Source organism: Cryobacterium sp. HLT2-28 (assembly GCF_004402495.1).
In the GTDB taxonomy this organism is placed as follows: Bacteria; Actinomycetota; Actinomycetes; order Actinomycetales; family Microbacteriaceae; genus Cryobacterium; species Cryobacterium mannosilyticum.
Genome location: NZ_SOFH01000020.1, coordinates 140,170 through 164,330, shown reverse-complemented (window position 1 = coordinate 164,330; position 24,161 = coordinate 140,170). Strand labels below are relative to the sequence as shown.

The window sequence follows — 24,161 nt, the reverse complement described above, 5'->3', positions numbered from 1 at the left end:
CCGCGCCCATAATGAGGCATGCCCGCCGAACGGTCCCCGCGCCGCACCCCGTGGTTCCCGGCGGTCTCGGTGCGAGTGCGCATCCTCGCCTCGATCCTGCTGGTCGCAGCGGCCGGCATGGTCGCCGCCGGCACGACCGCCTATTTCGTGCAGCGCGACAGCACTCTCGACAGCATTGACGCCGCTTTGGTCGGAGCGGTCAACGACGCTCGCTTCATCGCCACGGACTCGAAGGGCACGACCCTGAACGCCGTGCTCGAGGCCGTGGTCCAGCAGATCCGGCCGGGCACGAATGAAGCCACCCTGGCCATCGTCAACGGCGCCGCAGCCCTCGCACCCGGCGGGGACGTCGACTTCCGCCTGGAGGAGAACCGGGGGTTCGTCGCCCGCGTCGTCGGTGAGACCGCCACCGGGAAGGTCGTGCTCGGCAACGTCCGCACGGACGGTCGCGCGGTGCGCTACGTCGCCGCACCCGTCAGCGTCGCCGGCGACCCTGCCGCCGGCGTCTTCGTCGCAGCGTTCGACCTCGACGCCGCGCTGAGGCCGGTGACGGACGCTCTCCTCACCTCGCTCAGGGTCACCCTCGCCGCCCTCGTCGTGCTGGGCCTGGTCGGCTGGCTGGTCTCCGGCCGGCTGCTGAGGCCCATCCGGGCGCTGCGGGAGGCGGCAGCCCGGATCACCGCCTCGGATGTGAGCGAGCGCATCCCCGTGGTCGGCCGGGACGACGTCTCCGAGCTCACCCGCACCGTCAACGACATGCTCGATCGTCTCGACGGCGCCCTGACCGGCCAGCGACGGCTGCTCGATGACGTCGGCCACGAGCTCAAGACCCCGATCACGATCGTTCGCGGACACCTCGAACTGATGGACGAGGACGACCCGGCCGATGTGGCGGCGACCCGCGCCCTCGCCATCGACGAGCTCGACCGGATGAACGGGCTCGTGCGCGACATCTCGGCCCTCGCGGAGGTTCAGCGCCCGCTCGGCGTCACCCGCGCGCCGGTCGACATCGCGGTGCTCACCGAGCTCGTGCGCACGAAGGCGGCCGCGCTGTCCGGCCACCGCTGGGTGACGACCGAGACCGCGGACCTCGTGGTGCCGGTCGACGCCGGCAAACTCACCCAGGCTCTCCTGCAACTCGCCGCGAACGCCGTCAGCCACGGCAGCGCGGACGGGACGATCGAGATCGGGAGCGCCACCGGTCTGGACTCGACCGGCAACCCGAGACTGCGATTCTGGGTGCGAGACGAGGGGCCCGGGATCAGCGCCGACGCGCAGGAGCACATCTTCGAGCGGTTCCGGCGAGGGGCGACCGGGCGAGGCTCGACCGGATCGGGCCTCGGACTCGCGATCGTGCGGGCCATCGCCGAAGCCCACGGCGGAACGGTCTCGGTCGCCTCCGCACCGGGACGCGGGGCCACCTTCACGATCGACCTGCCGCTCCCTCCGGGCGACGGGGCACCAGAATCAAGCCGGGCCGAACCAGGCCGGGCCGAACCAGGCCGGGCCGAACCGATGGAGACAACGCTGTGAGCCGAATCCTGATCGCTGAAGACGAACTGCGCATCGCGTCCTTCGTGGAGAAGGGGCTGGCCGCGGCCGGCTTCACCACCGTGACGGTGGGAACAGGCACCGACGCCCTCGACTTCGCGCTGACCGGCGGTTTCGACCTGCTCGTGCTCGACATCGGGCTGCCGGGCCTCGACGGCTACGAGGTGCTCCGCCGGTTGCGGGAACAGAAGTCGGTGCTGCCCGTGATCGTGCTCACGGCGAGGGACTCGGCCGAAGACACCCTGGCGAGCCTGCAGGGCGGGGCGAATGACTACATGGCGAAACCGTTCCGGTTCGACGAGCTGCTCGCGCGCATCCGGCTTCGCATGACGGATGCCGCGCCCGCGACGCAGCCTGACCTCGCGGTCGGGGGCCTTCGGCTCGATCTGCGCACGCGGCGGGCGCAGGTCGGGGGCCGCCAGGTCGACCTCTCGGCCCGGGAGTTCGCGCTGGCGGAGGAGTTCCTGCGCAACCCCGACCAGGTGCTCAGCCGGGAGCAGCTCCTCAGCCGGGTCTGGGGCTACGATTTCGACCCCGGCTCGAACATCGTCGACGTCTATGTCGGGTACCTGCGGGCGAAGTTCGGCGCCGAGCGGATCGAAACGGTCAGAGGAATGGGCTACCGGCTGCGCTGAGCCGGTAGCCCTTTCCCTGCTGCGGGGGAGTGCTCGCTAGTCGTCGCTGCCGTGGCCTGAAGAGCCGTGGTCGTCGCTGCCGGAGTCGTCGCTGCCATGTCCGGAGTCGCCCTGGTCGTCGTTCACGTCGTGGGTCGCCGGCACGGCAGGGGTGGCCGGAGTGGCCGCGTGGTCTTCGCCGTCTTCGTGGTGTGCGGGGGTTGCCGGGACGGCGGGGGTGGCGGCGTGTTCGGCGCCCTCGTGCTCGGCGTCTTCGCCGGCCTCGTGCGTCGCCGCGTCATCGTCGCCGACCTCGGGCGTGGCTGTGCTGTCATCGCTCGGGGCGTCGGTGTCTGTGCCGTCGGTGTCTGTGCCGTCGGTGTCGTTGTCGTCCGCGTCATCGTGGGTGGCCGGATCGTCGACCGAGTTGTCGTCGACCGTCACGCTCGACGTGGGCGTCGTGGTGGGGTCGACGCCGTGACCGGGGTCGGCCTGGGCGGCGACGATGCCGATCGACATCAGGCCGGCGAGACCGAGGGAGGCAAGGGCGATGGAGCGCTTCTTGGTCATCTTCAACATGAACGGGCCTTTCGTTGGCGCCGGGTGGGCCGGCGGCTGGAACTGGAGGAATCTTGATACGCCTTGTACTCTCGGGTGCCGGGATAAGGCGTGCACGAGAGATCGGTGAGAGGTCTCTTAGGTTTGCGAGGGAGTCAGTCCTTGCCGCCGGACGTGCCGTCGCCGGAGCTGCCATTGCCGGAGCTGCCGCTGGAACCGCTCGTGCCGTCGCTGCCGCCGTCGTGACCCGCGTCGTCCTTCGAGGCGTCGCTGCCGCCGTGGTCGTCCACAACGACCGGGGCCGGGGCGGGAATGAGCTCAGGCTCCGGTTCTGCCCCGGGCGAGGACGAACCCGAGCCGGAGGAACCCGAGCCGGACGACGAACCCGAGTCCTCACCCGGCGTGCCCGGCAGCTCGGCCGGACCGGACGTTGCTGCGGGTGACGGCGACCCCACTGGTGTGCCGGCGGCCGGCCCCGTGCCGAGTTCCACGGTCACCGCCGGCACCTCGAGGACCCGGCCGGGCTGGTCCGCCAGGGCGAGGGCGCTGACCATCGAGGCCGCGGCAGCCGCCGCGACCAGGATTCCCAGCCCGCCGCCGACCGCGAACAGCGCGCGGCGGCGCCGGGCGGGACGGATGCCGGGTGTCGGTGTCTTCTCGCTCATTGTGTCCTCCACGGGTCGTGTCCTCCACGGGTCGGCACGCACCTCGGCCAGTCGTGGCCGGGGTCGGTGTCTGAGCGCGAGCCTGGGCTGATCCTATGAGAAGCCGGCAAGGAGCGCATGAGAAAGTTCTTATCCGGCGCCGCTGGAGCCGGCGGGGAATGCGGCCGGAGCAGGCCGGCCCGGGCATTGCCTTCCACTGAGTGAAAACATCTGCTACCGAAGGTCGGTCGACGCCGCATGATGAGGCCATCACCTGTCATCGTCGCTAGGAGAAACCCGTGTCCCCAGAAAACACCCGTGTCGCCATTATCGGTGCCGGCCCTGCAGGGCTTCTCCTCAGCTGGGCGCTGCGCGATGCCGGAATCGACTCGATCGTGGTCGAGAACCGCTCGCAGGAGTACGTGCTGGCCCGCATCCGTGCCGGTGTGCTGGAGCAGAGCGCGGTGGAGACCCTCACCCGGCTCGGCCTCGGCGATCGCCTCGCCGCCGAAGGGCTCGAGCACGACGGCATCTACCTGCAATTCGCGGGGGAGCGCCACAACATCGACTTCAACACGCTGATCGGCCGCACCGTCACGGTCTACGGGCAGCAGGAGGTCGTGAAAGACCTGATCAAAGCCCACACCGACGCCGGCTCGACGATCTACTACGAGGCGGCGGATGTCGCGGTGCACGACGTCGAGTCGACATCGCCCCGGGTGACGTTCCGCCACGACGGCGAGGCCCACGAGATCACGGCCGACTTCATCGTCGGCGCCGACGGGTTCCACGGCGTGTGCCGCGCTTCCATCCCCCCGAAGGCGATCACCCTGTACGACCGCAGCTACCCGTTCGCCTGGCTGGGCATCCTCGCCGACGTGCCACCCTCGACCGATGAGCTGATCTACGCGCTGCACGAGGACGGCTTCGCCATGCACTCGATGCGTTCACCGCAGGTCTCCCGCCTCTACCTGCAGGTGGACACTGCGGACTCGATCGACCAGTGGCCGGACGAGCGCATCTGGGAGGAGCTGCAGACCCGGCTCGGCGTTCCCGGCTGGACCCTGCACGAGGGCGCCGTCACCGACAAGTCGATCACCCCGATGCGCAGCTTCGTCGCGTCCCGGCTCTCCTACGGCAACCTGTTCCTGACCGGGGACGCCGGCCACATCGTGCCGCCGACCGGCGCGAAGGGACTGAACTCGGCCATCGCCGACGTCGTGCTGCTCGGCGCCGCACTGGTCGGCCACTACGCCGGCGACGACGCACCGCTGGCCGGCTACGGGGAGGCGGCCCTCCGCCGCCAGTGGAAGGTGCAGCAGTTCTCGCAGTCGATGACCGAGATGCTGCACCGCAACCCGGGTGACCTGCAGTCGGCCGCGTTCGACTACCGCAGCCAACTCGGCCGACTGGACTACCTCACCGGGTCGCTGCTCGCCCAGCGCGAACTCGCCGAGCAGTACACCGGCCTTCCGTTCTGACCGCCCGCCCAGCCGACTCCCGAGAGGATTCACCGTCATGACAGATGAGACAGCCCCGGCCCCGGCCGTGCACCCCCTGGCCGATCGGGCGCCGACGCAGGCCTCCCAGGCCGAGATCTCCGACGAGATCCGGGCGATCGAGGCGGAGGCGCGCGCCCGGGTGACAGACGGCGGTCAGCCGGAACTCCACCCGCGCCGCAACTACCCGCCCTACCGCAGTTCCATCCTGCGCCACCCCACCCACGCCCTCGTGCGGGTCGACCCGGAGGAGGTCGAACGCGTCTCGCCGGCCTTCGGGCACACCGACGTCAACCCCCTCGAGAGCGACCTCACCATCCAGCACAACGCGGAACCGCTCGGCGAGCGGATCACCGTCTCCGGCCGGGTGCTCGACGGCGAGGGCCGCCCGGTGCGCCACCAGCTGGTCGAGATCTGGCAGGCCAATGCCGGCGGGCGTTACGTGCACAAGCGCGACCAGCACCCGGCCCCGCTCGACCCGAACTTCACCGGCGTCGGCCGCGTGATCACGGGGGACAACGGCGAATACTCGTTCACCACGATCAAGCCCGGCCCCTACCCGTGGCGCAACCACCTCAACGCCTGGCGGCCGGCGCACATCCACTTCTCCCTCTTCGGCACTGCGTTCACCCAGCGGCTGGTCACCCAGATGTATTTCCCGGGCGACCCGCTCTTCGCACTCGACCCGATCTACCAGTCGATCACCGACCCTGCCGCCCGCGCGCGCCTGGTCGGCAGCTACGAGCACGAGCTGAGCGTGCCGGAATGGTCGCTCGGCTACCGCTGGGATATCGTTTTGACCGGCCCCAAATCCACCTGGATGGAGAGCGAAGAAGCCCATGACTGATAAGTCCGTGACTGAGCAGCCGGCACCGGGATACGTCCAGACGCCGGCCCAGACGGTCGGACCGTTCTACGGTTTCGCGCTGCCCTACGAGCGTGGTCCCGAACTCGTGCCCGGCCACCACCCGCATGCGATCCGGCTGCACGGCACCGTGACGGACGGCGCGGGCGAGCCGGTCCCCGACGCGATCCTCGAGATCTGGCAGGCCGACGAGAACGGCGTGCTCAGCCGCGAGCGGGGTGCGCTCGACCACGACGGCTTCACCTTCACCGGATTCGGCCGGGCGGCCGTCAACCTCGCCGGGCACTACACCTTCACCACGGTGAAACCGGGCCCGGTCGGTGACGCCGCCCCGTACATCGTCGTGACGGTGTTCGCCCGCGGCCTGATCCACCACCTCTTCACCCGTGCCTACTTCCCCGAGGATGCCGCGGCGCACGCCGGCGACACCGTGCTCGGCGCTGTGCCGGCCGAGCGCAGGCAGACCCTGGTCGCCGTCGCCGACGGCACACCGGGCGGCGCCGCCTCCTACCGGTTCGACGTGCACCTGCAGGGCGACGCGGAGACCGTCTTCCTGGACTTCGATGCCTGATCCGTCCGGGCCGGACCGGTTCGTCGATGTGGGACTGCTCGACCCGCTCGGCCACGGCAGCCGTGCGGCCGAGCTGACCGGCGATTCCGCCTGGCTGCAGGCGATGGTCGACACCGAACTCGCGCTCACCCGGGCCCTGGTGGCCGCCGGTCTGGCCCCTGAGTGGATGGGCGCCGTCTGCGACGACCTCGCCGACGCCGGCCGGCTCGACCTCGCCGCGATCGCCGCCGAGGGCCAGGGCGGCGGCAACCCCGTCATCCCGCTCGTGAAGCACCTCGCCGCCGCCGCCGAGACCCTGCGCACCGGCGCCTCCGACCACCTCCACGTCGGTGCGACCAGCCAGGACATCCTCGACACCGCCGCGATGCTGGTGGCCCACCGGGTGACCGGAGAGATCAGCGCCCGGCTCGGCGACTACGCGGCCACCCTCGCCGGCCTGGCCGGCGCCCACCGCGGCACGGCCATGGCCGGCCGCACCCTCGGCCAGCAGGCCTCGCCGACCAGCTTCGGCTTCGTCGTCGCCGGCTGGCTCGACATGGCCCTGACTGCGATCGAGACCATCGACCGGCTGCGCGCCCGGCTGCCCGTGCAGCTCGGCGGCGCCGTCGGCAACCTCGCCGTGCTGCACCAGATCGCGACCCTTCGCGGCACCGGGGGGGATCCGGCGCACACCGTGGACCTGGTCCTGCGGCGGTTCGCGTCGGGGCTCGGCCTGGCGGCGCCGTCCATCGCCTGGCACACCAACCGGCTCCCGGTCGTCGACCTTGCCGCCGGGCTCGCCGCCGCGACCGGGGCCGTGGGCGCCTTCGCGCTCGACGTGACGGTGCTCGCCCGCACCGAGATCGCCGAGGTCGGCGAGCACCTCGGCCAGGGCCAGGGTGGATCCTCCGCCATGCCGCACAAGCGCAACCCGGTCACCGCCGTGCTGATCACGGCCGCGGCCCGGCAGGCTCCCGGCCTCGTGGCGACGCTGTTCGGCAGCCTGCTCGCCGAGGACCAGCGCCCCAGTGGCGCCTGGCACGCCGAATGGCCGGCGCTGCGCGGGCTCGAACGGCTCACCCTTTCCGCGGTGGCCGGCGCCGCCGCACTCGCGGGCCGCCTCGACGTCGACCCCGAACGGATGCTCGCCAACCTCGAGATCACCGACGGGCTCGTGTGCAGCGAACGGGTCACCACGCTCCTGGCCGAGGCGCTCGGGAAGACGGCGGCCTTCGCCCTCGTGCAGCGGGCCTCGGCGGAGGCCTTCCGTACGAACCGTCCGCTGCGGGTGGTGCTGTCCGGCCTGCTCTCCACCGACGGCCACGACGAGCAGCTCCGGGCCGGCGTCTGGGCGGCCTTCGACCTCGACCCGGGCCAGGACGGCCCCGGCATCGACCGGGTGCTCGACCGATTCCGGCTGGCCGCCGACGCAGTGAATTCCGACGGGCTCGGCACGGCCGCTGCGCCCAGCTCCATCGATGCCGTGAGGACACCCGCACCATGACCCAGCCCCGCATCCGTTGCACGCTCGAACCGGTCAGCGGCGATCCCGGTGCCGCCCTGGTCGTGCTCGGCCCCTCGCTGGGCACCACGACCGCGCTCTGGGACGAGGTGGCCGCGCGGCTCGCCCAGGGTTTCCGGGTGCTCCGCTTCGACCTGCCCGGCCACGGCTTCAGTCCGGCCGCCCGCGACCCGTTCACCATCACCGAACTGGCGGATGCCGTGGTCGCCCTGGTCGACTCGGTCGGCGGGGGAGCATTCCACTACGCCGGCATCTCCCTCGGCGGCACGGTCGGGCTCGAACTCGCGCTGCGCCACCCCGACCGGCTGCTCAGCCTCGCCGTGATCTGCTCCGGCGCCCGGATCGGCACCGCCGACGGCTGGCGGGAACGCGCCGCGCAGATCCGGGCGAGCGGCACCCCCTCCGTCATCGCGGGCAGCGCCGACCGTTGGTTCGCCCCCGGCTTCCTCGACCGCGACCCCGCCGCCGGCTCCGCGGCCCTCGAGAGGCTGCTCGACGTCGACGACGAGTCCTACGCGCTCGCCTGCGAAGCGCTCGCCGGGTTCGACGTCACCGACCGGGTGGCCGGCATCCACGTGCCCACCTTGTGCGTCGCCGGCGAACTCGACCAGGTCACCCCGCTCGCACTGCTCGCCGACCTGGCCGCGCGCATCCCCGGCGCCCGCCTCGCCACGGTCGACGGCGCCGCCCACCTTCCCTCGCTCGAGCGGCCGGTCGAGGTGGCAGCCCTCCTCGCGGCCCACCTCGCCGATCGCGAACCGGCCGAGGCGCCCGCCCGCACCACCGCCGACGTCCACCGGGCCGGGATGACCGTGCGCACGGCGGTGCTCGGCGAGGCCTACGTCGACGCCGCGACGGCGAAGATCACCCCGGAAACCGCTGATTTCCAGGATTTCATCACCCGCTACGCCTGGGGCGAGGTCTGGACCAGACCGGGGCTCGACCGGCGCACCCGCAGCTTCCTCACCATCGCCTGCCTGGTCACCGGCGGCCACGAGCAGGAACTCGCCCTGCACGTGCGGGCCGCCCTGACCAACGGGCTCAGCCGGGCCGAGATCGGCGAGGCGATCCTGCACACCGCGATCTACGCCGGGGTGCCGGCCGCGAACTCCGCGCTGGCCGTGGCCAGGGACGTCTTCGAGTTGCTGGACGCCGAGCCTGCCGCCGACCCGGATGCCGCCTCCCGGGCACCGACCGACCAACCCTGAACGACCGAACCGACAGTCGAAGGACGATTCCATGGACAAGAGCTATTCCTCCGCCGCGGCCGCCGTCGCGGACATCCCCGACGGGGCGTCCCTCGCCGTCGGCGGCTTCGGGCTGGTCGGCGTGCCGATCGTGCTGATCCGGGCGCTGCTCGCCCAGGGCACCGCCGACCTCCGGGTCGTCTCGAACAACTGCGGGGTCGACGGCTGGGGTCTCGGCGAGTTACTGCGGGAGGGACGGATCAGCCGGGTCATCGCCTCCTACATCGGCGAGAACAAGGACTTCGCCCGCCGCTACCTCGGAGGCGAGCTGGAGGTCGAACTGACCCCGCAGGGCACCCTGGCCGAACGCCTCCGGGCCGGCGGCAGCGGCATCCCCGCCTTCTACACAGCCAGCGGCGTCGGCACCATGGTCGCCGAGGGCGGGCTGCCCTGGCGCTACGGTCCCGGCGGCGAGGTCACCGTGAAGTCCCCGCCCAAGGAAACCCGGGTCTTCTCCTCGCTCGGCAGTCCGAAGGAATATGTGCTCGAGGAGGCCATCGTCACCGACTACGCGCTCGTGCGCGCCGCCCGCGGCGACCGGCACGGAAACCTCGTCTTCGAGAAGTCGGCCCGCAACTTCAACCCGGTCGCCGGGATGGCCGGCCGGATCACCATCGCCGAGGTCGACGAGCTGGTCGAACCCGGGGAGCTGGACCCCGACGCGATCCACCTCGCCGGGATCTACGTCGACCGCATCATCGAACTGAGCCCGGACGAGGCCAGGGACCTGCCGATCGAGAAGACGACCACCCGGCCGCGGCCGGCTGCCGCGGCATCCGCTGCCCCGGCACCCGCCGGCACCGACCGGAACGAGAACTGAGATGCCGTTGACCCGGAACGAGATGGCCGCCCGCGCCGCGCAGGAACTCACCCCCGACAGCTACGTGAACCTCGGGATCGGGCTGCCGACGCTGATCCCCAACTTCCTGCCCGACGGGGTGCACGTCATCCTGCACTCGGAGAACGGGGTGCTCGGCGTCGGCCCGTACCCGTGGGAGGGCGAGGAAGACCCCAAGCTGATCAACGCCGGCAAGGAGACCATCACGGTCAACCCCGGCGCGAGCTACTTCGACTCCGCCCAGAGTTTCGGCATGATCCGCGGCGGCCTGATCGACGTGGCCGTGCTCGGCGCGATGCAGGTCTCCGCGGCCGGCGACATCGCCAACTGGGCTGTGCCGGGCAAGATGATCAAGGGGATGGGCGGCGCGATGGACCTCGTGCACGGCGCCGACACCGTGATCGTGGTGATGGAGCACACCGCGAAGAACGGCGACTTCAAGATCGTCACCGAATGCTCCCTGCCGCTGACCGGCCGGGAGGTCGTCACCCGCATCATCACCGACCTCGCCGTGATCGACGTGACCCCGGAGGGTCTCGTGCTGAGCGAGATCGCCCCCGGCCTCACCGTCGCCGAGGTGCAGGCCGCCACCGAGGTGCCGCTTCTCGTGCCGGCCGAACCGAAGGTCATCCGCACGATCCTCTCCGAAGGGACAGCCTCATGAGGGACGTCGTGATCTGCGAGCCGCTGCGCACGCCGATCGGCCGGTTCGGCGGGGTGTTCGCGGCCGTCGCCCCGGCCGACCTCGCCGCGACCGTCATCGCGGCGCTGCTCGCCCGCACCGGCATCGACGGTTCAGTCGTCGACGACGTCATCCTCGGCCAGGGCTACCCGACCGCCGAGGCTGCCTCGGTCGCCCGGGTCGCCGCCCTCAACGCCGGACTACCCGTCACCGTCGGCGGGGTGCAGGTCGACCGCCGCTGCGGTTCCGGCCTGCAGGCCATCCTCGACGCGGCCATGCAGGTGCAGACCGGGATCAGCGACCTCGTCATCGCCGGCGGGGTCGAATCGATGAGCCAGGCCCCGTTCTATACCGTCGACTCCCGCTTCGGAGTCGGCGGCGGCCCGGGGATCCTGCTGCGGGACGCGCTCAGCCGCGGCCGCGAGACGGCCGGCGGCCGCAACCACCCGGTGCCCGGCGGCATGATCGAAACCGCCGAGAACCTGCGCCGCGAGTATTCCATCGGTCGCGCCGAACAGGACGAGCTCGCCCTCAGGTCGCAGCAGCGGGCATCCGCCGCCGTGGCCGACGGCCGCTTCACCGACGAGATCGTGCCGGTCACCGTCCCAGGCCGCAAGGGCCCGACCGTCGTCACCGCCGACGAGACGCCCCGCGCCGACGCCAGCCTCGCCGCCCTGACCGCACTGCGCCCGATCCTGCAGAAAACGGATGCCGACGCCACCGTGACCGCGGGCAATGCCAGCGGCCAGAACGACGCGGCTGCCGCCTGCATCGTGACCACCCCCGAGCGGGCGGCCCAGCTCGGCCTCGTGCCGCTGGTGCGCCTCGTGACCTGGGCCCGGGCCGGCGTCGAACCGTCCCGGATGGGCATCGGCCCCGTGCCGGCGACCCGGAAGGCGCTCCAGCGCGCCGGCCTGACCCTCGCCGAGATGGACCTGATCGAACTCAACGAGGCCTTCGCCGCGCAGGTGCTCGCCGTCAGCCGGGAGTGGGCCTTCACCGACGCCGACTGGGACCGCACCAACGTGAACGGCTCCGGCATCTCGCTCGGCCACCCCGTCGGCGCGACCGGTGCCCGCATCCTCGCCACCGCCGCCCGGCACCTGCACCGCACCGGCGGCCGCTACCTGCTCGAGACCATGTGCATCGGCGGCGGCCAGGGCCTCGCCGCGATCTTCGAACGGGTGTAGCGGCGCGACCGTCCTCCGCCCGCCCGGGCGTACTCTGGTCCTGTGGATTCAGGACAATCGATCGAACCGGCCCCCGCGGCAGTGCGGATCAACGAGGTCACGGGTGAGCCGCTCGACCTCCCGGCGCATGTGGCCGCCGTGTCGACCGGCTCGTGCGGAGCCGTGGTCACCTTCATCGGCCAGGTGCGCGACCATGACCCCGACGCGGCCGGCCAGGTCACCGGGCTCGACTACAGCGCGCACCCGGATGCCGGGCGCATCCTGGCCGGGATCGCCGACCGGTTCCGCACCGAATTCCCCCAGGTGAACCTCGCGGTCAGTCACCGGATCGGCCACCTCGACGTCGGCGACCTCGCCCTGGTCGCCGCCGCAGCGAGCGCCCACCGCGGCGTGGCCTTCGAGGCCTGCGAACGCCTGGTCGAGGCCGTCAAGGCCGAGGTTCCGATCTGGAAGAAGCAGTACGAGGTCGACGGTTCGCACGCCTGGGTCGGACTGGCCTGAGCGGGCTGCCGGCGCATCCACTTATTAAAAGTACGTGTATCCTCTAAAATAGAGTCGTGGCAATGCCACGCCGATAAGGAGGACCATCATGACCGCCGAACCGATCACCCTGAGCGACCTGCGCCCTGGACACCCGGAAGCCGCCGCCGCACCGGGGCATGACTGCCAGTGCGGCCACGATGACGCCGAGACGATCGTGCTCGACGGCCGCACGATTCCGCACGCGGTGCGCCACGCGGCCATCTTCGGTGCGCTCGAGGCGATCCAGGTCGGTTTCGCGCTCGACCTGATTGCCCCGCACGACCCGCTGCCGCTGATCGCGCAGCTGGAGACGGCCCGCCCGGGTGCTTTCGCCGTGTCCTATGTCGAACGCGGGCCGGAGGCCTGGCAGGTGCGTTTCACCCGCGTCGCCTAGCCGACATCTCTCGACCCGACACCACAGTGACACGCTCCACCCTCGCATCGACGGATGCCGCACGCCCCGCACGCCGGGCAGGCGCGGTCGCTCCGCGGCGCACCATCGGCCGGCTGGCCCTGCTGCTGGCCGGCGGGATCGCCCTGCTGGCCGGGCTCGACGGCGCCCTGCTGCTGCTCGGCCTGTCCGCGCCGATCATGAGCGCGCGCCTGGCCGATGTGCACGGCCCGCTGATGGTCTTCGGCTTCGTCGGAACGGTCGTGGTGCTCGAGCGGGCCGTCGCCGTGCGGAAGAGATGGGCCTTCCTGGCCCCGGTCCTGCTCGGCGTCGGCGGGCTGGCCCTGCTCTCGCCGCTGCCGCTTCCGGTCGGCCAACTCTGCTTCGTCGCCGGCTCGGTCGCGCTGCTGCCGATCTACGGGGTGATCTGGCGCCGGGCGCCGTCCACCTCCACCGCGGTTCAGGCCCTCGGCGCGATGCTCGGCCTGATGGCCGCCGTGCTCTGGCTGGCCGGGGTGGCCGTTCCGCACCTGGTCCCGGCGATGACGCTCTACCTCGTGCTCACCATCGCGGGGGAGCGGCTCGAACTGGCCCGGATCTCGCCCTCGGTCGATGAACGCGCCGAGACCCGGCTGCTCGGGCTGTCCCTCGCGCTGGTGGCCGGCGCCGTGATCGCCCTGTTCTGGCACCCGATCGGTTACCCGCTGCTCGGGATCGGAACGCTGGGCCTCGTCGCCTGGCTGCTCCGGCACGACGTGGCGACCCGGCTCATCCGTTCGCGCGGACTGCCCCGGTACATGGCCGCCTGTCTGCTGGCCGGTTATGGCTGGCTGGTCGTCGCCGGTGGCTGCTGGCTCATTCTTGGCCCGACCTTCTCGGGACCGGCCTACGACGCCGTGCTGCATGCGGTGTTCCTCGGTTTCGTGATGTCGATGATCATGGCGCACGCCCCGACGATCCTGCCCGCGGTGCTGCGCCGGCCGCTTCCCTATCGCGCGGTGATGTACGCCCCGGCGGCGTTGCTGCACGCGTCACTCCTGGTCCGCATCATCGGCGATGCCCGCGGCCTGCCCGGGCTGGTGGAGTGGGGCGGCGTGTTCAACATCGTTGCCGTGCTCTCCTTCGTGCTCGTCGCCGTGGTGTCGGTGCTGCGGGGAGCATCCCGATGAGCCGCAGGCTGTGGCACATTCTCACCGGCGTCCTCGTTCCGGCCTGGCTTTTCCTCACCCTCGTCGCCGTGCTCATCCACCGTTTCCTTCCCGTGGCTCCCTGGCTGATGGTGCATCTGCTGCTGCTCGGTGCCGTCAGCAGCGCCATCCTGATCTGGAGCCAGCACTTCGCCGACACCCTGCTCCGGCGCCAGGCCATCGGCGGGCGCACCTCACTCGGCGCCAGGCTCGCGGCGCACACCATCGGGGCGATCCTGGTGATCACGGGCATCGTCGGCGAATGGTGGCCGGTGGTGCTGGCCGGCGGCATCCTGGTCGGCGGCAACGCACTCGCCCACGCGGCGATCCTGCTGGCCCAGTCGCGGGGGGCACTGCCGGCCCGGTTCGCACCGCTCGTGCACTACTACATGGCCGCCGGCGTCGCGCTGGCGCTCGGGGTGACGGCGGGAGTGCTGATGGCCCGTACCGACATCGACGGCGAACCCTTCGAACGGCTCTTCATCGCGCACATCGGCCTGAACCTGCTCGGCTGGGTCGGACTGACCGTGGTCGGCACGGTCGCCCTGCTCTGGCCGACCGTGCTGCACGCCCGGGTGCAGACCACTCGCGCGGCGGCTCGCGGAACCCTGACCCTGTTCATCGCCGGGCTCACCCTGCTCGTGGCCGGTTGCCTGGCCGACCTGCGCCTGGTCACCGCGCTCGGCGTCGCCGTCTACCTCGTCGGCCTCGGCCTGGTCCTGATCGAGGTCGTGCGCCTCGGGCGCGCTTCCCCGGCGGTGACCTTCGCCGGTTGGAGCCTCGGCGCAGCCCTGGCCTGGTTCGCCCTGTGCGTGCTCGGTTTCGGCCTCTTCGTCGCGATCGCACCCGACTGGGTCGGCGCGGCGGACCGGCTCGAGCAACTCGTCCCCGTCTTCGCGGTCGGCTTCGCCGCCCAGATCCTGCTCGGTGCCCTCAGTTATCTGCTGCCCGTCGTGCTCGGCGGTGGGCCGCGAGTCGCGAAGGCCACCGCCCGCGAACTCGACCGAGGCGGGCTGTTCCGAGTCATCGTGGTCAACCTTGGCCTCGTCGTCTATCTGCTCCCGGTTGCCAGCCTGGTCAAGGTCGCCCTCTCCCTCCTCGTGGTCGGCACCCTCGCCTCCTTCCTCGTGCTGATGACCCGTGCCATGAAAGTGAACCGGCGACTGCGGGCGGATGCCGTCCCTCCTGTCCCCGGCCGGCCTGCCCCGGCCGCGACACCACCCCCGCGACGCACCGGGGCTGTCCTCGCCGCGACCGCTGCCCTGCTCCTCGCGGTCACGGGCGGGGTGGCCCTCGACCCGGCGGCTGTCGGCCTCGCCGGTGCAGCGGCATCCGTGCCGGCGACCGGGCACACGACAACCGTCGACGTGGTGATGAAGAACACCCGGTTCACCCCGGACTCCGTCACGGTCCCCGTCGGTGACACCCTGGTGGTCAACCTGAGCAACGAGGACGACATGGTGCACAACCTCGTCCTCGAAAATGGGGTCGTGTCTGGCTCGGTAGCCCCTGGAGCCGCCACGACCGTCGATGTCGGCGTCGTCGGCGCGGACATCGCCGGCTGGTGTTCGATCGCCGGGCACAAGCTCCTCGGGATGGTGCTGGACATCGTGGCGGTCGGCGCCCCCGCAGCGGACTCGGCAGACGCGGCGGCATCGACGGGCCAGGGGGCGTTGGGCCACTCCGCGCCCAGCGCACCGTCGGCGGCCGGGGACCTTGACCTGATGAAGGCGCCTGCTGCCTCGTTCGCCGCCCGGGACGCAGCCCTGTCGCCGGCGCCCGCCGGCACGGTGCACACCCTCACTCTGACGGTGAAGAACGTGGAGACCGAGGTCTCGCCGGGGGTTCGCCAGACGCTGTGGACCTACAACGGCACAGCTCCGGGGCCGACCCTGCACGGCCGGGTCGGGGACGTGTTCGACATCACGTTCGTCAACGACGGCACGATGGGCCACTCGATCGATTTCCACGCCGGCGCGCTCGCTCCTGATCGGCCGATGCGCAGCATCCAGCCGGGGGAGAGCCTGGCCTACCGGTTCACCGCCACCCGCTCGGGCATCTGGCTCTACCACTGCTCCACCATGCCCATGTCGGTGCACATCGCCAACGGCATGTTCGGTGCCGTGATCATCGACCCGCCCGGCCTTTCCGCGGTCGACGCGGAATACGTGCTGGTGCAGTCGGAGTTCTACCTCGGCGCGCAGGGCAGGGAGGCCGACGCTGACCGGGTGGTGACCCAGAACCCCGACCTCGTGGTCTTCAACGGCTACGCCAACCAGTACGCGTCCCGGCCCCTCACGGCCAGGGTCGGCGAGAAAGTGCGCGTCTGGGTGCTCGACGCCGGTCCCAATGTTGGAAGCTCGTTCCACGTCGTGGGCGGACAGTTCGACACCGTTTTCGCCGAGGGCGACTATCTCCTGCGCGACGGCGGCAGCACCGGCACGGGCGGTTCCCAAGTGCTCGACCTCGGCGTCGCGCAGGGCGGATTCGTCGAGCTCACCTTCCCGGAGGCCGGCCACTACCCCTTCGTCAGCCACATCATGTCCGACGCCGAGAGAGGCGCGCGCGGCGTCTTCTCCGTGCTGCCGTGACCTTGCCCTGAATTTACTGAGAGAACCACAGATACGGCGTGTCGCACCCGCGCATAAAACTTTCGGACCGCAGACACTGGCGAGTGATTTTCAATTCGGAAAATTGCGCGGACCGGGAGTTTAGATTCCGGTATAAATGTTCCGGGCGGCCGCGTTCGGTATTAGAAATTACAATCATACTTTCTAAATCGTGGTAGCTTTCAACCACCCCGTGTGACCCATCCGGGGGAGGAAACCCGGCCGCGCCGTATAGGCAGCCATGGTGCCCTTGAACCACGCAACAGGGAAAGGGGCCCACCGTGGTCCGATTGAAATCCAGTGCACAGAACCTGCGTTCGGAGTTGATGGTTTCCAAGGGGTGGTTGCAGGGCGTCGCCCTGGTGATGATCTTCGGCTTCGCCGTGATGGGGTTCCTGGCGGCGATGACCTATACCGATTCGATGCCCCAGCCGAAGCAGGTCGTCGACGAGCAGGGCGCGGTCGTCTTCAGCGGCGCCGAGATCACTGCGGGCCAGCAGACCTTCGTGGCACGCGGCCTGCAGGAATACGGTTCCATCGTCGGGCACGGTGGCTATCTCGGGCCCGATTACACGGCCGATTACCTTCGCCGCTCCGCAACCTTCGTGCTGGACGCCCTTACCGAATCCGGCATCCAGGACCCTCATGGCGCGCTCGTCGAGATGATGCGCACCAACCGCTACGACCCGGCGACGGGAAACCTGGTCTTCACCGACCTGCAGGTCAAGGCATTCGACGCGGTGCAGCAGCACTACGCGGACTTCTTCGGCACGCCGACCACGAAGAACGGCCTGCTGCCGAGTGTGATCACCGACCCTGCGGACATCCACAACCTGACCGCGTTCATCGCGTGGACCTCCTGGGGTGCCTCCGCCGACCGACCGGGGCACGACTACTCCTACACCAACAACTGGCCGGCCGAGCCCCTCGTCGACAACGGCCCGACGGCCGACATCATCGTCTGGAGCGGGCTGTCCCTGATTTCCCTGATGGTCGCCCTCGGCGCCCTCTTCGCCCTCTACGGGCGCTGGAGCAAGAGAATGGGCTGGCAGCACGGCGAGGAAACCCCGCCGCTCTCATTCCGCCAGCCGGGGACGGTCAAGGTGACGCCGGCCCAGTCTGCGACCGCCTGGTTCTTCCTCGTGGTCGCGCTGATGTTCCTCGCGCAGGCGTTCCTCGGCGCCGCCGTTGAGCACTACCGGGTCGACCTGGAGGGCTTCTTCGGGCTGGACCTGGCCCAGCTGCTGCCGATCAACCTCGCCCGCACCTGGCACGTCCAGCTCTCGCTGCTCTGGACCGCCGCCTCGTTCCTCGCCGCCGGTATCTTCCTGGCCCCGTACATCTCGGGCCACGAACCGAAGCGGCAGCACTGGCTCGCCTACGCGCTGCTCGGCGCCCTGGCTCTCGTCGTTGCCGGGTCGCTGACCGGCGAGGCCCTGAGCATCTTCGGATTCCAGGCCGGAAAGGACTCGCCGTTCTGGGGCATGCAGTGGGAGTACATCGACCTGCCGAAGTTCTGGCAGGGTCTGCTCACCGTGGGACTCTTTCTCTGGATCGCGATCATCTACCGGGGCATCCGCGCCCGGCTGAAGAGCGAACACCGCTTCAACTTGCCGTGGTTGTTCTTCTACTCCGGTCTCGCCATCCCGGCCTTCTACGCCGTCGGCATGCTCGCCGGCACCGAGGTCACCCTGAGCGTCGCCGAGTTCTGGCGCTTCTGGGTCGTGCACCTCTGGGTGGAGGACTTCCTCGAACTGTTCACCACCGTGATGGTGGCCTACATCTTCGTCATGCTCGGGGTGGTGCACCGCAAGATCGCGATGCAGATCATCCTGCTCGACGTGATCTTGTATTCCGCCGGCGGAATCCTCGGCACCATGCACCACCTGTACTTCTCCGGCACGCCCGTCGAGCACATGGCGCTCGGCGCGTTCTTCTCCGCCCTGGAGGTCATCCCGCTGACCTTCCTGACGGTCGAGGCCTGGAGCTTCCTCCAGTTGGGGGCCAGGCAGCAATCGCGCAGCTCCGCCCCGTTCCCGCACCGGTGGTCGGTCATGTTCCTGGTGGCCGTCGGCTTCTGGAACTTCCTCGGCGCCGGCGTGTTCGGCTTCCTGATCAACCTGCCGATCGTCTCCTACTACGAGATCGGCACGGCGCTCACGGCGAACCACGCCCACGCCTCCATGATGGGCGTCTACGGAATGATGGGGGTCGGCCTGTCGCTGTTCGCCTTGCGCTATCTGATTCCCGCCGACCGGTGGCCGGACAGGCTGGCGAAGATCTCGTTCTGGTCGCTCAACATCGGGCTCGCCTGGATGACCTTCGCCACCCTGCTGCCGCTCGGCGTGCTGCAACTGTGGCACTCCGTCAGCGACGGCTATTTCGAGGCCCGCAGCATGAACTTCATCACGGGCACGGGCAACACCGTACTCGAATGGCTGCGGATGCCCGGAGACCTGGTCTTCATCTTCGGCGGCGTGGTCCCGTTCGTCTGGATCGCGTGGCTCGGTGTGCGCTACCGGATCAAGGGAACGACCCAGGACGTGCCGATGGAGGCATTGTTCGTCGAGGCGCAGCCGGTACCCGCATTCGGCGCCGACGACCCGGCGCCGGATACCGGCTACGGGACGGGCTACCGGCCGCGCGCCACGGACGAGGGCGACGGGACCGGCAGGATCGGAGGCGCATGATGGGCCCGATCGATCCTGAAGTCTGGTTCGCGCTGGCCTACGGCGGGTTCCTGCTGCTCATCGCCCACGTGCTGGACATCCTCGCCCGGCGCACGGCGACCAGCACGAGCAACGCGCGCTCCGGCGGGTTCAGCTACCACGAAGACCACGACGCGTGGACGTGTTCGGAGGACCAGTGGCTGTGGCCGATCTCCTTCGACCCCGACAACCGGGTGACCCGCTACCGCGCGTCGCCCACGGTCTGCAACCCGTGCCCGGTGAAGCACAACTGCACCACCGGCCACTCCGGCCGGGAGGTCGTGCGCAACATCGACTCCTGGCCCAGTTCGGAAGCGGAGCGTTTCCACCGCGGCATCGCCTGCGCCGTGGTGGTGCTCGGGTTCGTGTGGCCGCTAGCCGTCATGCTCCAGGGCCGAAGCATCCTGGAGCTCGCGGTGCTCGGATCGGCATCGGCGGCAATCGCCGCGGGAAGCTGGCCGCTCTGGTCTCACCTGCGCCGCGCCCCCGCGCGCTTCCCCGACCATCTCAAGTCCGAGGGCCTCGACGAGAGCGTCGCGGCCCGCGCGGTCACGGCGGCGGCCGAGCTCGCCCGGCAGGGCGGCTACGGCAGCATCCGAAAGACCGGACCCCGGCCGGTGCAGATCGAACCCTATGCGAGCTCCCGGCCGGCGCCGGAAGTCGATTCCGCCCCAGGCCCGACGAAAGGAAACACCGTGCGCGCCTCATTCTCGGCCCGATGGGCCGAACTCGAGAAGGAAGCCGACCCGGGCGGCACGTCACCCGGCGACGGCTGGACCCGACGGGTCAACCCATGACGGCCTGGCTGATCGTGCTGATCCTCCTCGTGGTTCTCGTGGCCGTCTGGCTGCTCGCATCCGTCAAGATCCTGCAGGAGTATGAACGCGGAGTCAGCTTCCGCCTGGGCCGCCTGCGGCCCGTGCTGGAACCCGGCCTGCAGATGATCTTCCCCGGAATCGACAAGATCGTGCGGGTCGACCTCCGGATCGTCACGCTGACGATCCCGCCACAGGATGTCATAACCAAGGACAACGTGCCGGCCAGGGTCAATGCGGTGGTGCTGTTCCAGGTCACCGATCCGGTCCGGTCGGTGATGGCGGTCGAGAACCACGCCGTCGCCACCTCGCAGATGTCGCAGACCACTCTGCGCTCCGTGGTCGGCCGTGCAGACCTGGACACGCTCCTGGCGCACCGGGCCGACCTGAACGAGGACCTCGCCCGCAGCATCAACGCCCAGACCGAACCCTGGGGGGTTCAGGTCAAGGTCGTCGAGATCAAGGACGTCGAGATCCCCCAGGCCATGCAGCGGGCCATGGCGCGTGAGGCCGAGGCCGAGCGCGAACGCCGGGCCAAGATCATCAACGCGCACGGGGAGCTCCAGGCGTCGGAGGAGCTCGGCCAGGCCGCGGAGATCCTCAGCCGCAACCCGGCCTCGCTCCAGCTCCGCTACCTGCAGACCCTGCTCGAACTCGGCGCCGACCACAACTCCACCGTGGTCTTCCCGCTGCCGATGGACATCATCGGCCCGTTCTTGAACAAGGTCCCGCAATGGCTCGACCAACAGGGTGCCTCCAGGCAAGGGCCCGGCGCCGACCAGAACGCCACCGACCAGAACGCCACCGGCCAGAAAACGGATGTGAAGACCCATGACTGACACCTCGGCCCGGAACGGCCCGCGCAGGGAAAGCGCGCCCGCTGCGTCTGCAGACCGCACCCGGTGCATCCGCTGGATGCTCATCGGAGCCTTCGTGGGCATCTTCGGCCCCATCGCCGGCTTCCTGGGTGGCACCATCGTCGACGCCGACCAACTCATCGGCGGCCTCGAACCGCTGTTCGTCTGGCTCTTCCTCGGCATGATGGTCGGGGGAGTGGGCGTCTGCGTCGGCATCATCGGCGCCCTGCGCTGGGTGAAGGGCAACTACCACCTCGAGTGAGTCGTCCTGCCCGTCGAATTCGACGGAGATTTTCGCATTCTGTTGCTGCATGGCCCGGTTTCGGGCTGGAAACGGGAAAATGTCCGTCGAATTTGACTAAGGGGAGGGGGAAACCGCCCGGTCCTGGACCGTCGCGGGGACGAGGCCGGCAACGGGCTGGTAGCCGCAGCTGGGGTCCTCGGCGAGGGGATCCCCGGTGACCGCGTAGGCGTGCGACCGGGAGCCGCCGCAGACGGTGCGGAATTCGCAGTGACCGCACCGGCCGCCGAATAGATCGGGAGAACGCAGCTCCTGGAGTAGCTGCGCCTCCCGATAGATCTCCGGGAAGGGTCGCTCGTGCACGGAGCCCACCGAGACGGGCAGGAACCCGCTCGGATAGACGAGCCCGACATGGTCCACGAAGGCGAACCCACGACCGGAGTTCACGTCGATCGGGGGCCGGGGCATCCGTCGCCGGGGCTCATCGCCGGTGAGCAGACACGCCGTGGCCTCCCGCAGGTCGGCGCGCAGCGGACCGACCGGGAACGCCGAGTCGAGGTCGACGACGCCGGCACGCTGCAGGGCGATGCGCCGGTAGTGCGGCGCCTCAGTCGTCTTGATCGCGACCAGCTCGGAGACGTCGTGCAACCAGTGCAGCACTTCCTCCTCCTCGCCCGCGGTCAGGGCGTTGAGAAGCTTGCCGCGGCCCGTGGGCACCAGGAAGAACACGCTCCACAGGGTGGTGCCCAGCTCGAGCACTGTCTTCAGGATGCCCGGCAACTCATGCACGGTGTCGCGGGTCACGGTCGTGTTGATCTGCAGTCGGTAGCCCACCTCTCGCACCATCCTGGCCGCGACCATGGTGTCGTCGAAAACGCCGGTGACGCCCCGGAACGCATCGTGGGTGGCAGCGGATGCGCCGTCGAGCGAGAGCGAGACCGCCTTGGCGCCGGCGTCGTGGAGTTCGACCAGCACCTCCCGGGTGAGGCGCGGAGTGACGGAGGGGGAGAGGGCCATGCTCAGGCCGAGGGACGCGCCGTGGGCGACCAGTTCGGGCAGGTCGGGCCGTTCGAACGGGTCGCCGCCGGTCAGCACGACCAGCGGCCGCGGCGTGCCGAACGAGGCTAGGTCCTCGAGCAGTCTGTAGCCCTGTTCGGTGCTCAGCTCGAACGGGTTACGGCTGCGGATGGCGTCTGCCCGGCAATGCGTGCAGACGAGCTGGCAGGCACGGGTGACCTCCCAGATGACGATGAAGGGTCGTTCGCCGGCGTCGTGGTGCATGAGTCGGATCGGGCGTTTTGCTGGTGACACGGTCACGGATGTCCTCTGCTCTGGGCCGGCCACAACGGCCGACGGTGCTGCGTGCGGAGGAGAATGGGTGGTTTCGAGCAACGTCGGGGTCTCCTGACAGGTCTGTGCCCGGGGCGGTTTACGGCCCTTATTTGTTTTTACCATAGTTATAGGGAAAACTAATTCCATGCCCACCGACGTCATCGATCCCCGCAGTCATGCCGTGCTGTCCGGGATCAGCCGGGTCGCCGTGCTCGAGGTGCTGAGGGCGAGCAGCGAGCCGCTCACCGCTGATGCCATCGCCGCCCGGGTGGGGCTGCATCCGAACACGGTGCGTTCCCACCTCGACCGGCTGACCGAGGCCGGGTTCGCCACGGGAGCCGCGGAGGCGCTGGGCAAGCCTGGCCGGCCGCGACTTCTTTTCCGCGCCGCACCATCGCCGGAAGACGCCCCCGAGGACTCCTATCGTGTGCTGGCGGGCATCCTCGCCGAGGGCATGGCCGCCGGTGCGACGGGTGCTCAGGTGACGGGTGATCGGTCGGCCGCACTGAGCGGTGCCGACGCGGCCGCGCTCGCCGGCAGTCGCTGGGGACGTCGGCTCGCCACCGCCCGCAACGAGGCCGACACGACGGCCCCCGCCGACGCGGCCGCCCCGTCCGGCGGTCGGGCCGACGCGCTCGCACGCGTGGTCGCGATCCTGGACGAGGTCGGCTTCTCGCCTGTGCTCGGCGGGCCGGACCACGGCGCGCCCACCGGGACGGCATCACTCGCAGACGACGCCCCCGTCGTCATCGAATTGCACCGCTGTCCGTTCATCGACGTGGCGCGCAGCCAGGCCGACATCGTCTGTTCGGTGCACCGCGGCCTGATCCAGGGCGCACTCGAGCGCCTCGACGCGCCGTTCGGCCGGGTCACCCTCGAACCGTTCGCCCGCCCCGGCATTTGCCTGGCCCGCCTCGAGCCCGAACCGCCGGACGCTTCCCTTTCGGCCGGCCACGTTGAATGATTGACCAATGACGTTTCGCCCGCCGTCGAGCTACCGCACGCTCGCCTCGTTCAGCAGGATCCAGCTGCTGCACTTCCTCCAGCAGCGCGGCACGATGACCGTCGGTGACCTCGCCGAGGCAACCGGGCTGCACCACAACACCACCCGGGAACACCTGCAACGCCTGATCGGCGATGGTTTCGTCACCAGCGAGCCGGAAATCACCGAGACGAAGGGCCGCCCGCGGATGCTCTACAGCGCCGCCGGCGGCGCCGACCACCAGGCGGGCTGCATCCGTGAGGCGAAGGCCGACGCCGCCGAACGCCGCGGCGACCTGGTGCGGCGGATGCTGCCCCTCCAGGCCATCCTGCACTCGCCGTTGCAGCGGCAGCTCGACGCCCTCGACGACCACCTCGACCAGACCGGGTTCGACGCGACCCTCGACCCCGACGGCGATCACGTGCACCTGCACGACTGCCCGTACAGCGAGATGGTCAAGGCGCACCCGGAGGTGTGCCGGGTGCACTTCGGCCTGATCAAGGGCCTGCTCGAACAGGCGGAGGGTCCGCTCGCTGCCGAGGCGCTGCATCCGCTGGTCGAAGCGAACCTGTGCACACTCGACCTGCATCGCGCCGAGCCGGGTCCGGGCACCGAACCCGAACGTGAACCCGAGCGTGCACCCGAACGGGAAGCCGCGAACATTTATCACGGTGTTTTCGGCTTGTAGCCCCCGATCGCGTCCGTGAGACTCGGATGCGAGGTTGTCGCTGACTGCGGCGACGCCCGGCACAGCAAG

Annotated in this window: 23 protein-coding genes; 20 read left to right on the top strand and 3 right to left on the bottom strand. The window is 70.1% G+C overall.

The window, feature by feature from the left end:
- Window positions 1-18: 18 nt before the first annotated feature.
- Window positions 19-1,533, top strand: coding sequence for a cell wall metabolism sensor histidine kinase WalK (locus E3O48_RS10110; protein WP_134538513.1), 1,515 nt, complete (start codon window positions 19-21; stop codon window positions 1,531-1,533).
- The gene (locus E3O48_RS10105; RefSeq protein ID WP_134538511.1) at window positions 1,530-2,186 is read left to right on the top strand and encodes a response regulator transcription factor; all 657 of its coding nucleotides are present in this window, start codon (window positions 1,530-1,532) and stop codon (window positions 2,184-2,186) included. The genes E3O48_RS10110 and E3O48_RS10105 overlap by 4 nt, the downstream gene beginning before the upstream one ends.
- 36 nt (window positions 2,187-2,222) lie before the next feature.
- Here the strand turns inward: E3O48_RS10105 and E3O48_RS10100 are convergent, their stop codons facing one another.
- Both E3O48_RS10100 and E3O48_RS10095 read right to left on the bottom strand, forming a co-directional pair.
- Window positions 2,223-2,744, bottom strand: a complete 522-nt coding sequence (locus tag E3O48_RS10100; RefSeq protein WP_134538509.1) for a hypothetical protein — start codon at window positions 2,742-2,744, stop codon at window positions 2,223-2,225.
- A gap of 134 nt (window positions 2,745-2,878) precedes the next feature.
- A complete protein-coding gene (locus E3O48_RS10095; RefSeq protein ID WP_134538507.1) occupies window positions 2,879-3,388 on the bottom strand; it encodes a hypothetical protein in 510 nt (169 codons plus the stop codon).
- Window positions 3,389-3,666: 278 nt separating this feature from the next.
- Between E3O48_RS10095 and E3O48_RS10090 the strand changes: the two genes are divergently transcribed.
- The 16 genes from E3O48_RS10090 to E3O48_RS10015 all read left to right on the top strand — a co-directional run bounded on the left by E3O48_RS10090 (window position 3,667) and on the right by E3O48_RS10015 (window position 21,111).
- Window positions 3,667-4,848, top strand: a complete 1,182-nt coding sequence (locus tag E3O48_RS10090; protein ID WP_134538505.1) for a 4-hydroxybenzoate 3-monooxygenase — start codon at window positions 3,667-3,669, stop codon at window positions 4,846-4,848.
- A 37-nt stretch (window positions 4,849-4,885) separates the two neighbouring features.
- Window positions 4,886-5,713 (top strand): protocatechuate 3,4-dioxygenase subunit beta, encoded by an 828-nt coding sequence (gene pcaH / locus E3O48_RS10085; RefSeq protein ID WP_134538503.1) that lies wholly within the window; start codon window positions 4,886-4,888, stop codon window positions 5,711-5,713.
- A complete protein-coding gene (gene pcaG / locus E3O48_RS10080) occupies window positions 5,706-6,302 on the top strand; it encodes a protocatechuate 3,4-dioxygenase subunit alpha (RefSeq protein ID WP_134538501.1) in 597 nt (198 codons plus the stop codon). The genes pcaH and pcaG overlap by 8 nt, the downstream gene beginning before the upstream one ends.
- Window positions 6,295-7,785, top strand: coding sequence for a lyase family protein (locus E3O48_RS10075; protein ID WP_134538499.1), 1,491 nt, complete (start codon window positions 6,295-6,297; stop codon window positions 7,783-7,785). The genes pcaG and E3O48_RS10075 overlap by 8 nt, the downstream gene beginning before the upstream one ends.
- Window positions 7,782-9,011, top strand: coding sequence for an alpha/beta fold hydrolase (locus E3O48_RS10070; RefSeq protein ID WP_134538497.1), 1,230 nt, complete (start codon window positions 7,782-7,784; stop codon window positions 9,009-9,011). Before E3O48_RS10075 ends, E3O48_RS10070 begins: the two co-directional genes overlap by 4 nt.
- A gap of 31 nt (window positions 9,012-9,042) precedes the next feature.
- Entirely contained in the window at window positions 9,043-9,870 is an 828-nt protein-coding gene (locus E3O48_RS10065) for a CoA transferase subunit A (protein WP_134538495.1), read from the top strand.
- 1 nt (window position 9,871) lies between these two features.
- Window positions 9,872-10,552 carry a CoA transferase subunit B gene (locus E3O48_RS10060; RefSeq protein WP_134538493.1) on the top strand — a complete coding sequence of 227 codons (681 nt, stop codon included), beginning with the start codon at window positions 9,872-9,874 and terminating at the stop codon, window positions 10,550-10,552.
- Window positions 10,549-11,760 (top strand): acetyl-CoA C-acetyltransferase, encoded by a 1,212-nt coding sequence (locus tag E3O48_RS10055; protein WP_134538491.1) that lies wholly within the window; start codon window positions 10,549-10,551, stop codon window positions 11,758-11,760. The genes E3O48_RS10060 and E3O48_RS10055 overlap by 4 nt, the downstream gene beginning before the upstream one ends.
- Window positions 11,761-11,802: 42 nt before the next feature.
- The gene (locus E3O48_RS10050; RefSeq protein WP_241974918.1) at window positions 11,803-12,261 is read left to right on the top strand and encodes a molybdenum cofactor biosynthesis protein MoaE; all 459 of its coding nucleotides are present in this window, start codon (window positions 11,803-11,805) and stop codon (window positions 12,259-12,261) included.
- A gap of 88 nt (window positions 12,262-12,349) precedes the next feature.
- Complete coding sequence (locus E3O48_RS10045) at window positions 12,350-12,676, top strand: DUF2249 domain-containing protein (protein WP_134510066.1); 327 nt, start codon at window positions 12,350-12,352, stop codon at window positions 12,674-12,676.
- A gap of 26 nt (window positions 12,677-12,702) precedes the next feature.
- Complete coding sequence (locus E3O48_RS10040) at window positions 12,703-13,842, top strand: hypothetical protein (RefSeq protein ID WP_241982491.1); 1,140 nt, start codon at window positions 12,703-12,705, stop codon at window positions 13,840-13,842.
- Entirely contained in the window at window positions 13,839-16,451 is a 2,613-nt protein-coding gene (locus E3O48_RS10035) for a multicopper oxidase domain-containing protein (protein WP_134538489.1), read from the top strand. The genes E3O48_RS10040 and E3O48_RS10035 overlap by 4 nt, the downstream gene beginning before the upstream one ends.
- 299 nt (window positions 16,452-16,750) lie before the next feature.
- Window positions 16,751-19,159, top strand: coding sequence for a nitric-oxide reductase large subunit (locus E3O48_RS10030; protein ID WP_241982490.1), 2,409 nt, complete (start codon window positions 16,751-16,753; stop codon window positions 19,157-19,159).
- Window positions 19,156-19,974 (top strand): hypothetical protein, encoded by an 819-nt coding sequence (locus E3O48_RS10025; RefSeq protein WP_174774786.1) that lies wholly within the window; start codon window positions 19,156-19,158, stop codon window positions 19,972-19,974. The genes E3O48_RS10030 and E3O48_RS10025 overlap by 4 nt, the downstream gene beginning before the upstream one ends.
- A complete protein-coding gene (locus E3O48_RS10020) occupies window positions 19,971-20,831 on the top strand; it encodes a slipin family protein (RefSeq protein WP_134538488.1) in 861 nt (286 codons plus the stop codon). Before E3O48_RS10025 ends, E3O48_RS10020 begins: the two co-directional genes overlap by 4 nt.
- Window positions 20,824-21,111, top strand: coding sequence for a hypothetical protein (locus E3O48_RS10015; protein WP_134538486.1), 288 nt, complete (start codon window positions 20,824-20,826; stop codon window positions 21,109-21,111). Before E3O48_RS10020 ends, E3O48_RS10015 begins: the two co-directional genes overlap by 8 nt.
- A gap of 96 nt (window positions 21,112-21,207) precedes the next feature.
- Here the strand turns inward: E3O48_RS10015 and E3O48_RS10010 are convergent, their stop codons facing one another.
- On the bottom strand, window positions 21,208-22,407 hold the full coding sequence (locus E3O48_RS10010) for a TIGR04053 family radical SAM/SPASM domain-containing protein (RefSeq protein WP_241982489.1): 1,200 nt from the start codon (window positions 22,405-22,407) through the stop codon (window positions 21,208-21,210).
- Window positions 22,408-22,567: 160 nt separating this feature from the next.
- Here E3O48_RS10010 and E3O48_RS10005 point away from each other — a divergent pair, with 160 nt between their 5' ends.
- Complete coding sequence (locus E3O48_RS10005; protein ID WP_134538484.1) at window positions 22,568-23,386, top strand: metalloregulator ArsR/SmtB family transcription factor; 819 nt, start codon at window positions 22,568-22,570, stop codon at window positions 23,384-23,386.
- Between the two features lie 7 nt (window positions 23,387-23,393).
- On the top strand, window positions 23,394-24,092 hold the full coding sequence (locus E3O48_RS10000; protein ID WP_134538482.1) for a metalloregulator ArsR/SmtB family transcription factor: 699 nt from the start codon (window positions 23,394-23,396) through the stop codon (window positions 24,090-24,092).
- Window positions 24,093-24,161: the final 69 nt, after the last annotated feature.

Coding starts and splice junctions, on each gene's coding strand:
- E3O48_RS10110 (WP_134538513.1), top strand. CDS start 19: ATGCCCGCCGAACGGTCCCCGCGCCGCACCCCGTGGTTCCCGGCGGTC.
- E3O48_RS10100 (WP_134538509.1), bottom strand. CDS start 2,744: ATGTTGAAGATGACCAAGAAGCGCTCCATCGCCCTTGCCTCCCTCGGT.
- E3O48_RS10095 (WP_134538507.1), bottom strand. CDS start 3,388: ATGAGCGAGAAGACACCGACACCCGGCATCCGTCCCGCCCGGCGCCGC.
- pcaH (WP_134538503.1), top strand. CDS start 4,886: ATGACAGATGAGACAGCCCCGGCCCCGGCCGTGCACCCCCTGGCCGAT.
- pcaG (WP_134538501.1), top strand. CDS start 5,706: ATGACTGATAAGTCCGTGACTGAGCAGCCGGCACCGGGATACGTCCAG.
- E3O48_RS10075 (WP_134538499.1), top strand. CDS start 6,295: ATGCCTGATCCGTCCGGGCCGGACCGGTTCGTCGATGTGGGACTGCTC.
- E3O48_RS10070 (WP_134538497.1), top strand. CDS start 7,782: ATGACCCAGCCCCGCATCCGTTGCACGCTCGAACCGGTCAGCGGCGAT.
- E3O48_RS10065 (WP_134538495.1), top strand. CDS start 9,043: ATGGACAAGAGCTATTCCTCCGCCGCGGCCGCCGTCGCGGACATCCCC.
- E3O48_RS10060 (WP_134538493.1), top strand. CDS start 9,872: ATGCCGTTGACCCGGAACGAGATGGCCGCCCGCGCCGCGCAGGAACTC.
- E3O48_RS10055 (WP_134538491.1), top strand. CDS start 10,549: ATGAGGGACGTCGTGATCTGCGAGCCGCTGCGCACGCCGATCGGCCGG.
- E3O48_RS10045 (WP_134510066.1), top strand. CDS start 12,350: ATGACCGCCGAACCGATCACCCTGAGCGACCTGCGCCCTGGACACCCG.
- E3O48_RS10035 (WP_134538489.1), top strand. CDS start 13,839: ATGAGCCGCAGGCTGTGGCACATTCTCACCGGCGTCCTCGTTCCGGCC.
- E3O48_RS10025 (WP_174774786.1), top strand. CDS start 19,156: ATGATGGGCCCGATCGATCCTGAAGTCTGGTTCGCGCTGGCCTACGGC.
- E3O48_RS10020 (WP_134538488.1), top strand. CDS start 19,971: ATGACGGCCTGGCTGATCGTGCTGATCCTCCTCGTGGTTCTCGTGGCC.
- E3O48_RS10015 (WP_134538486.1), top strand. CDS start 20,824: ATGACTGACACCTCGGCCCGGAACGGCCCGCGCAGGGAAAGCGCGCCC.
- E3O48_RS10005 (WP_134538484.1), top strand. CDS start 22,568: ATGCCCACCGACGTCATCGATCCCCGCAGTCATGCCGTGCTGTCCGGG.
- E3O48_RS10000 (WP_134538482.1), top strand. CDS start 23,394: ATGACGTTTCGCCCGCCGTCGAGCTACCGCACGCTCGCCTCGTTCAGC.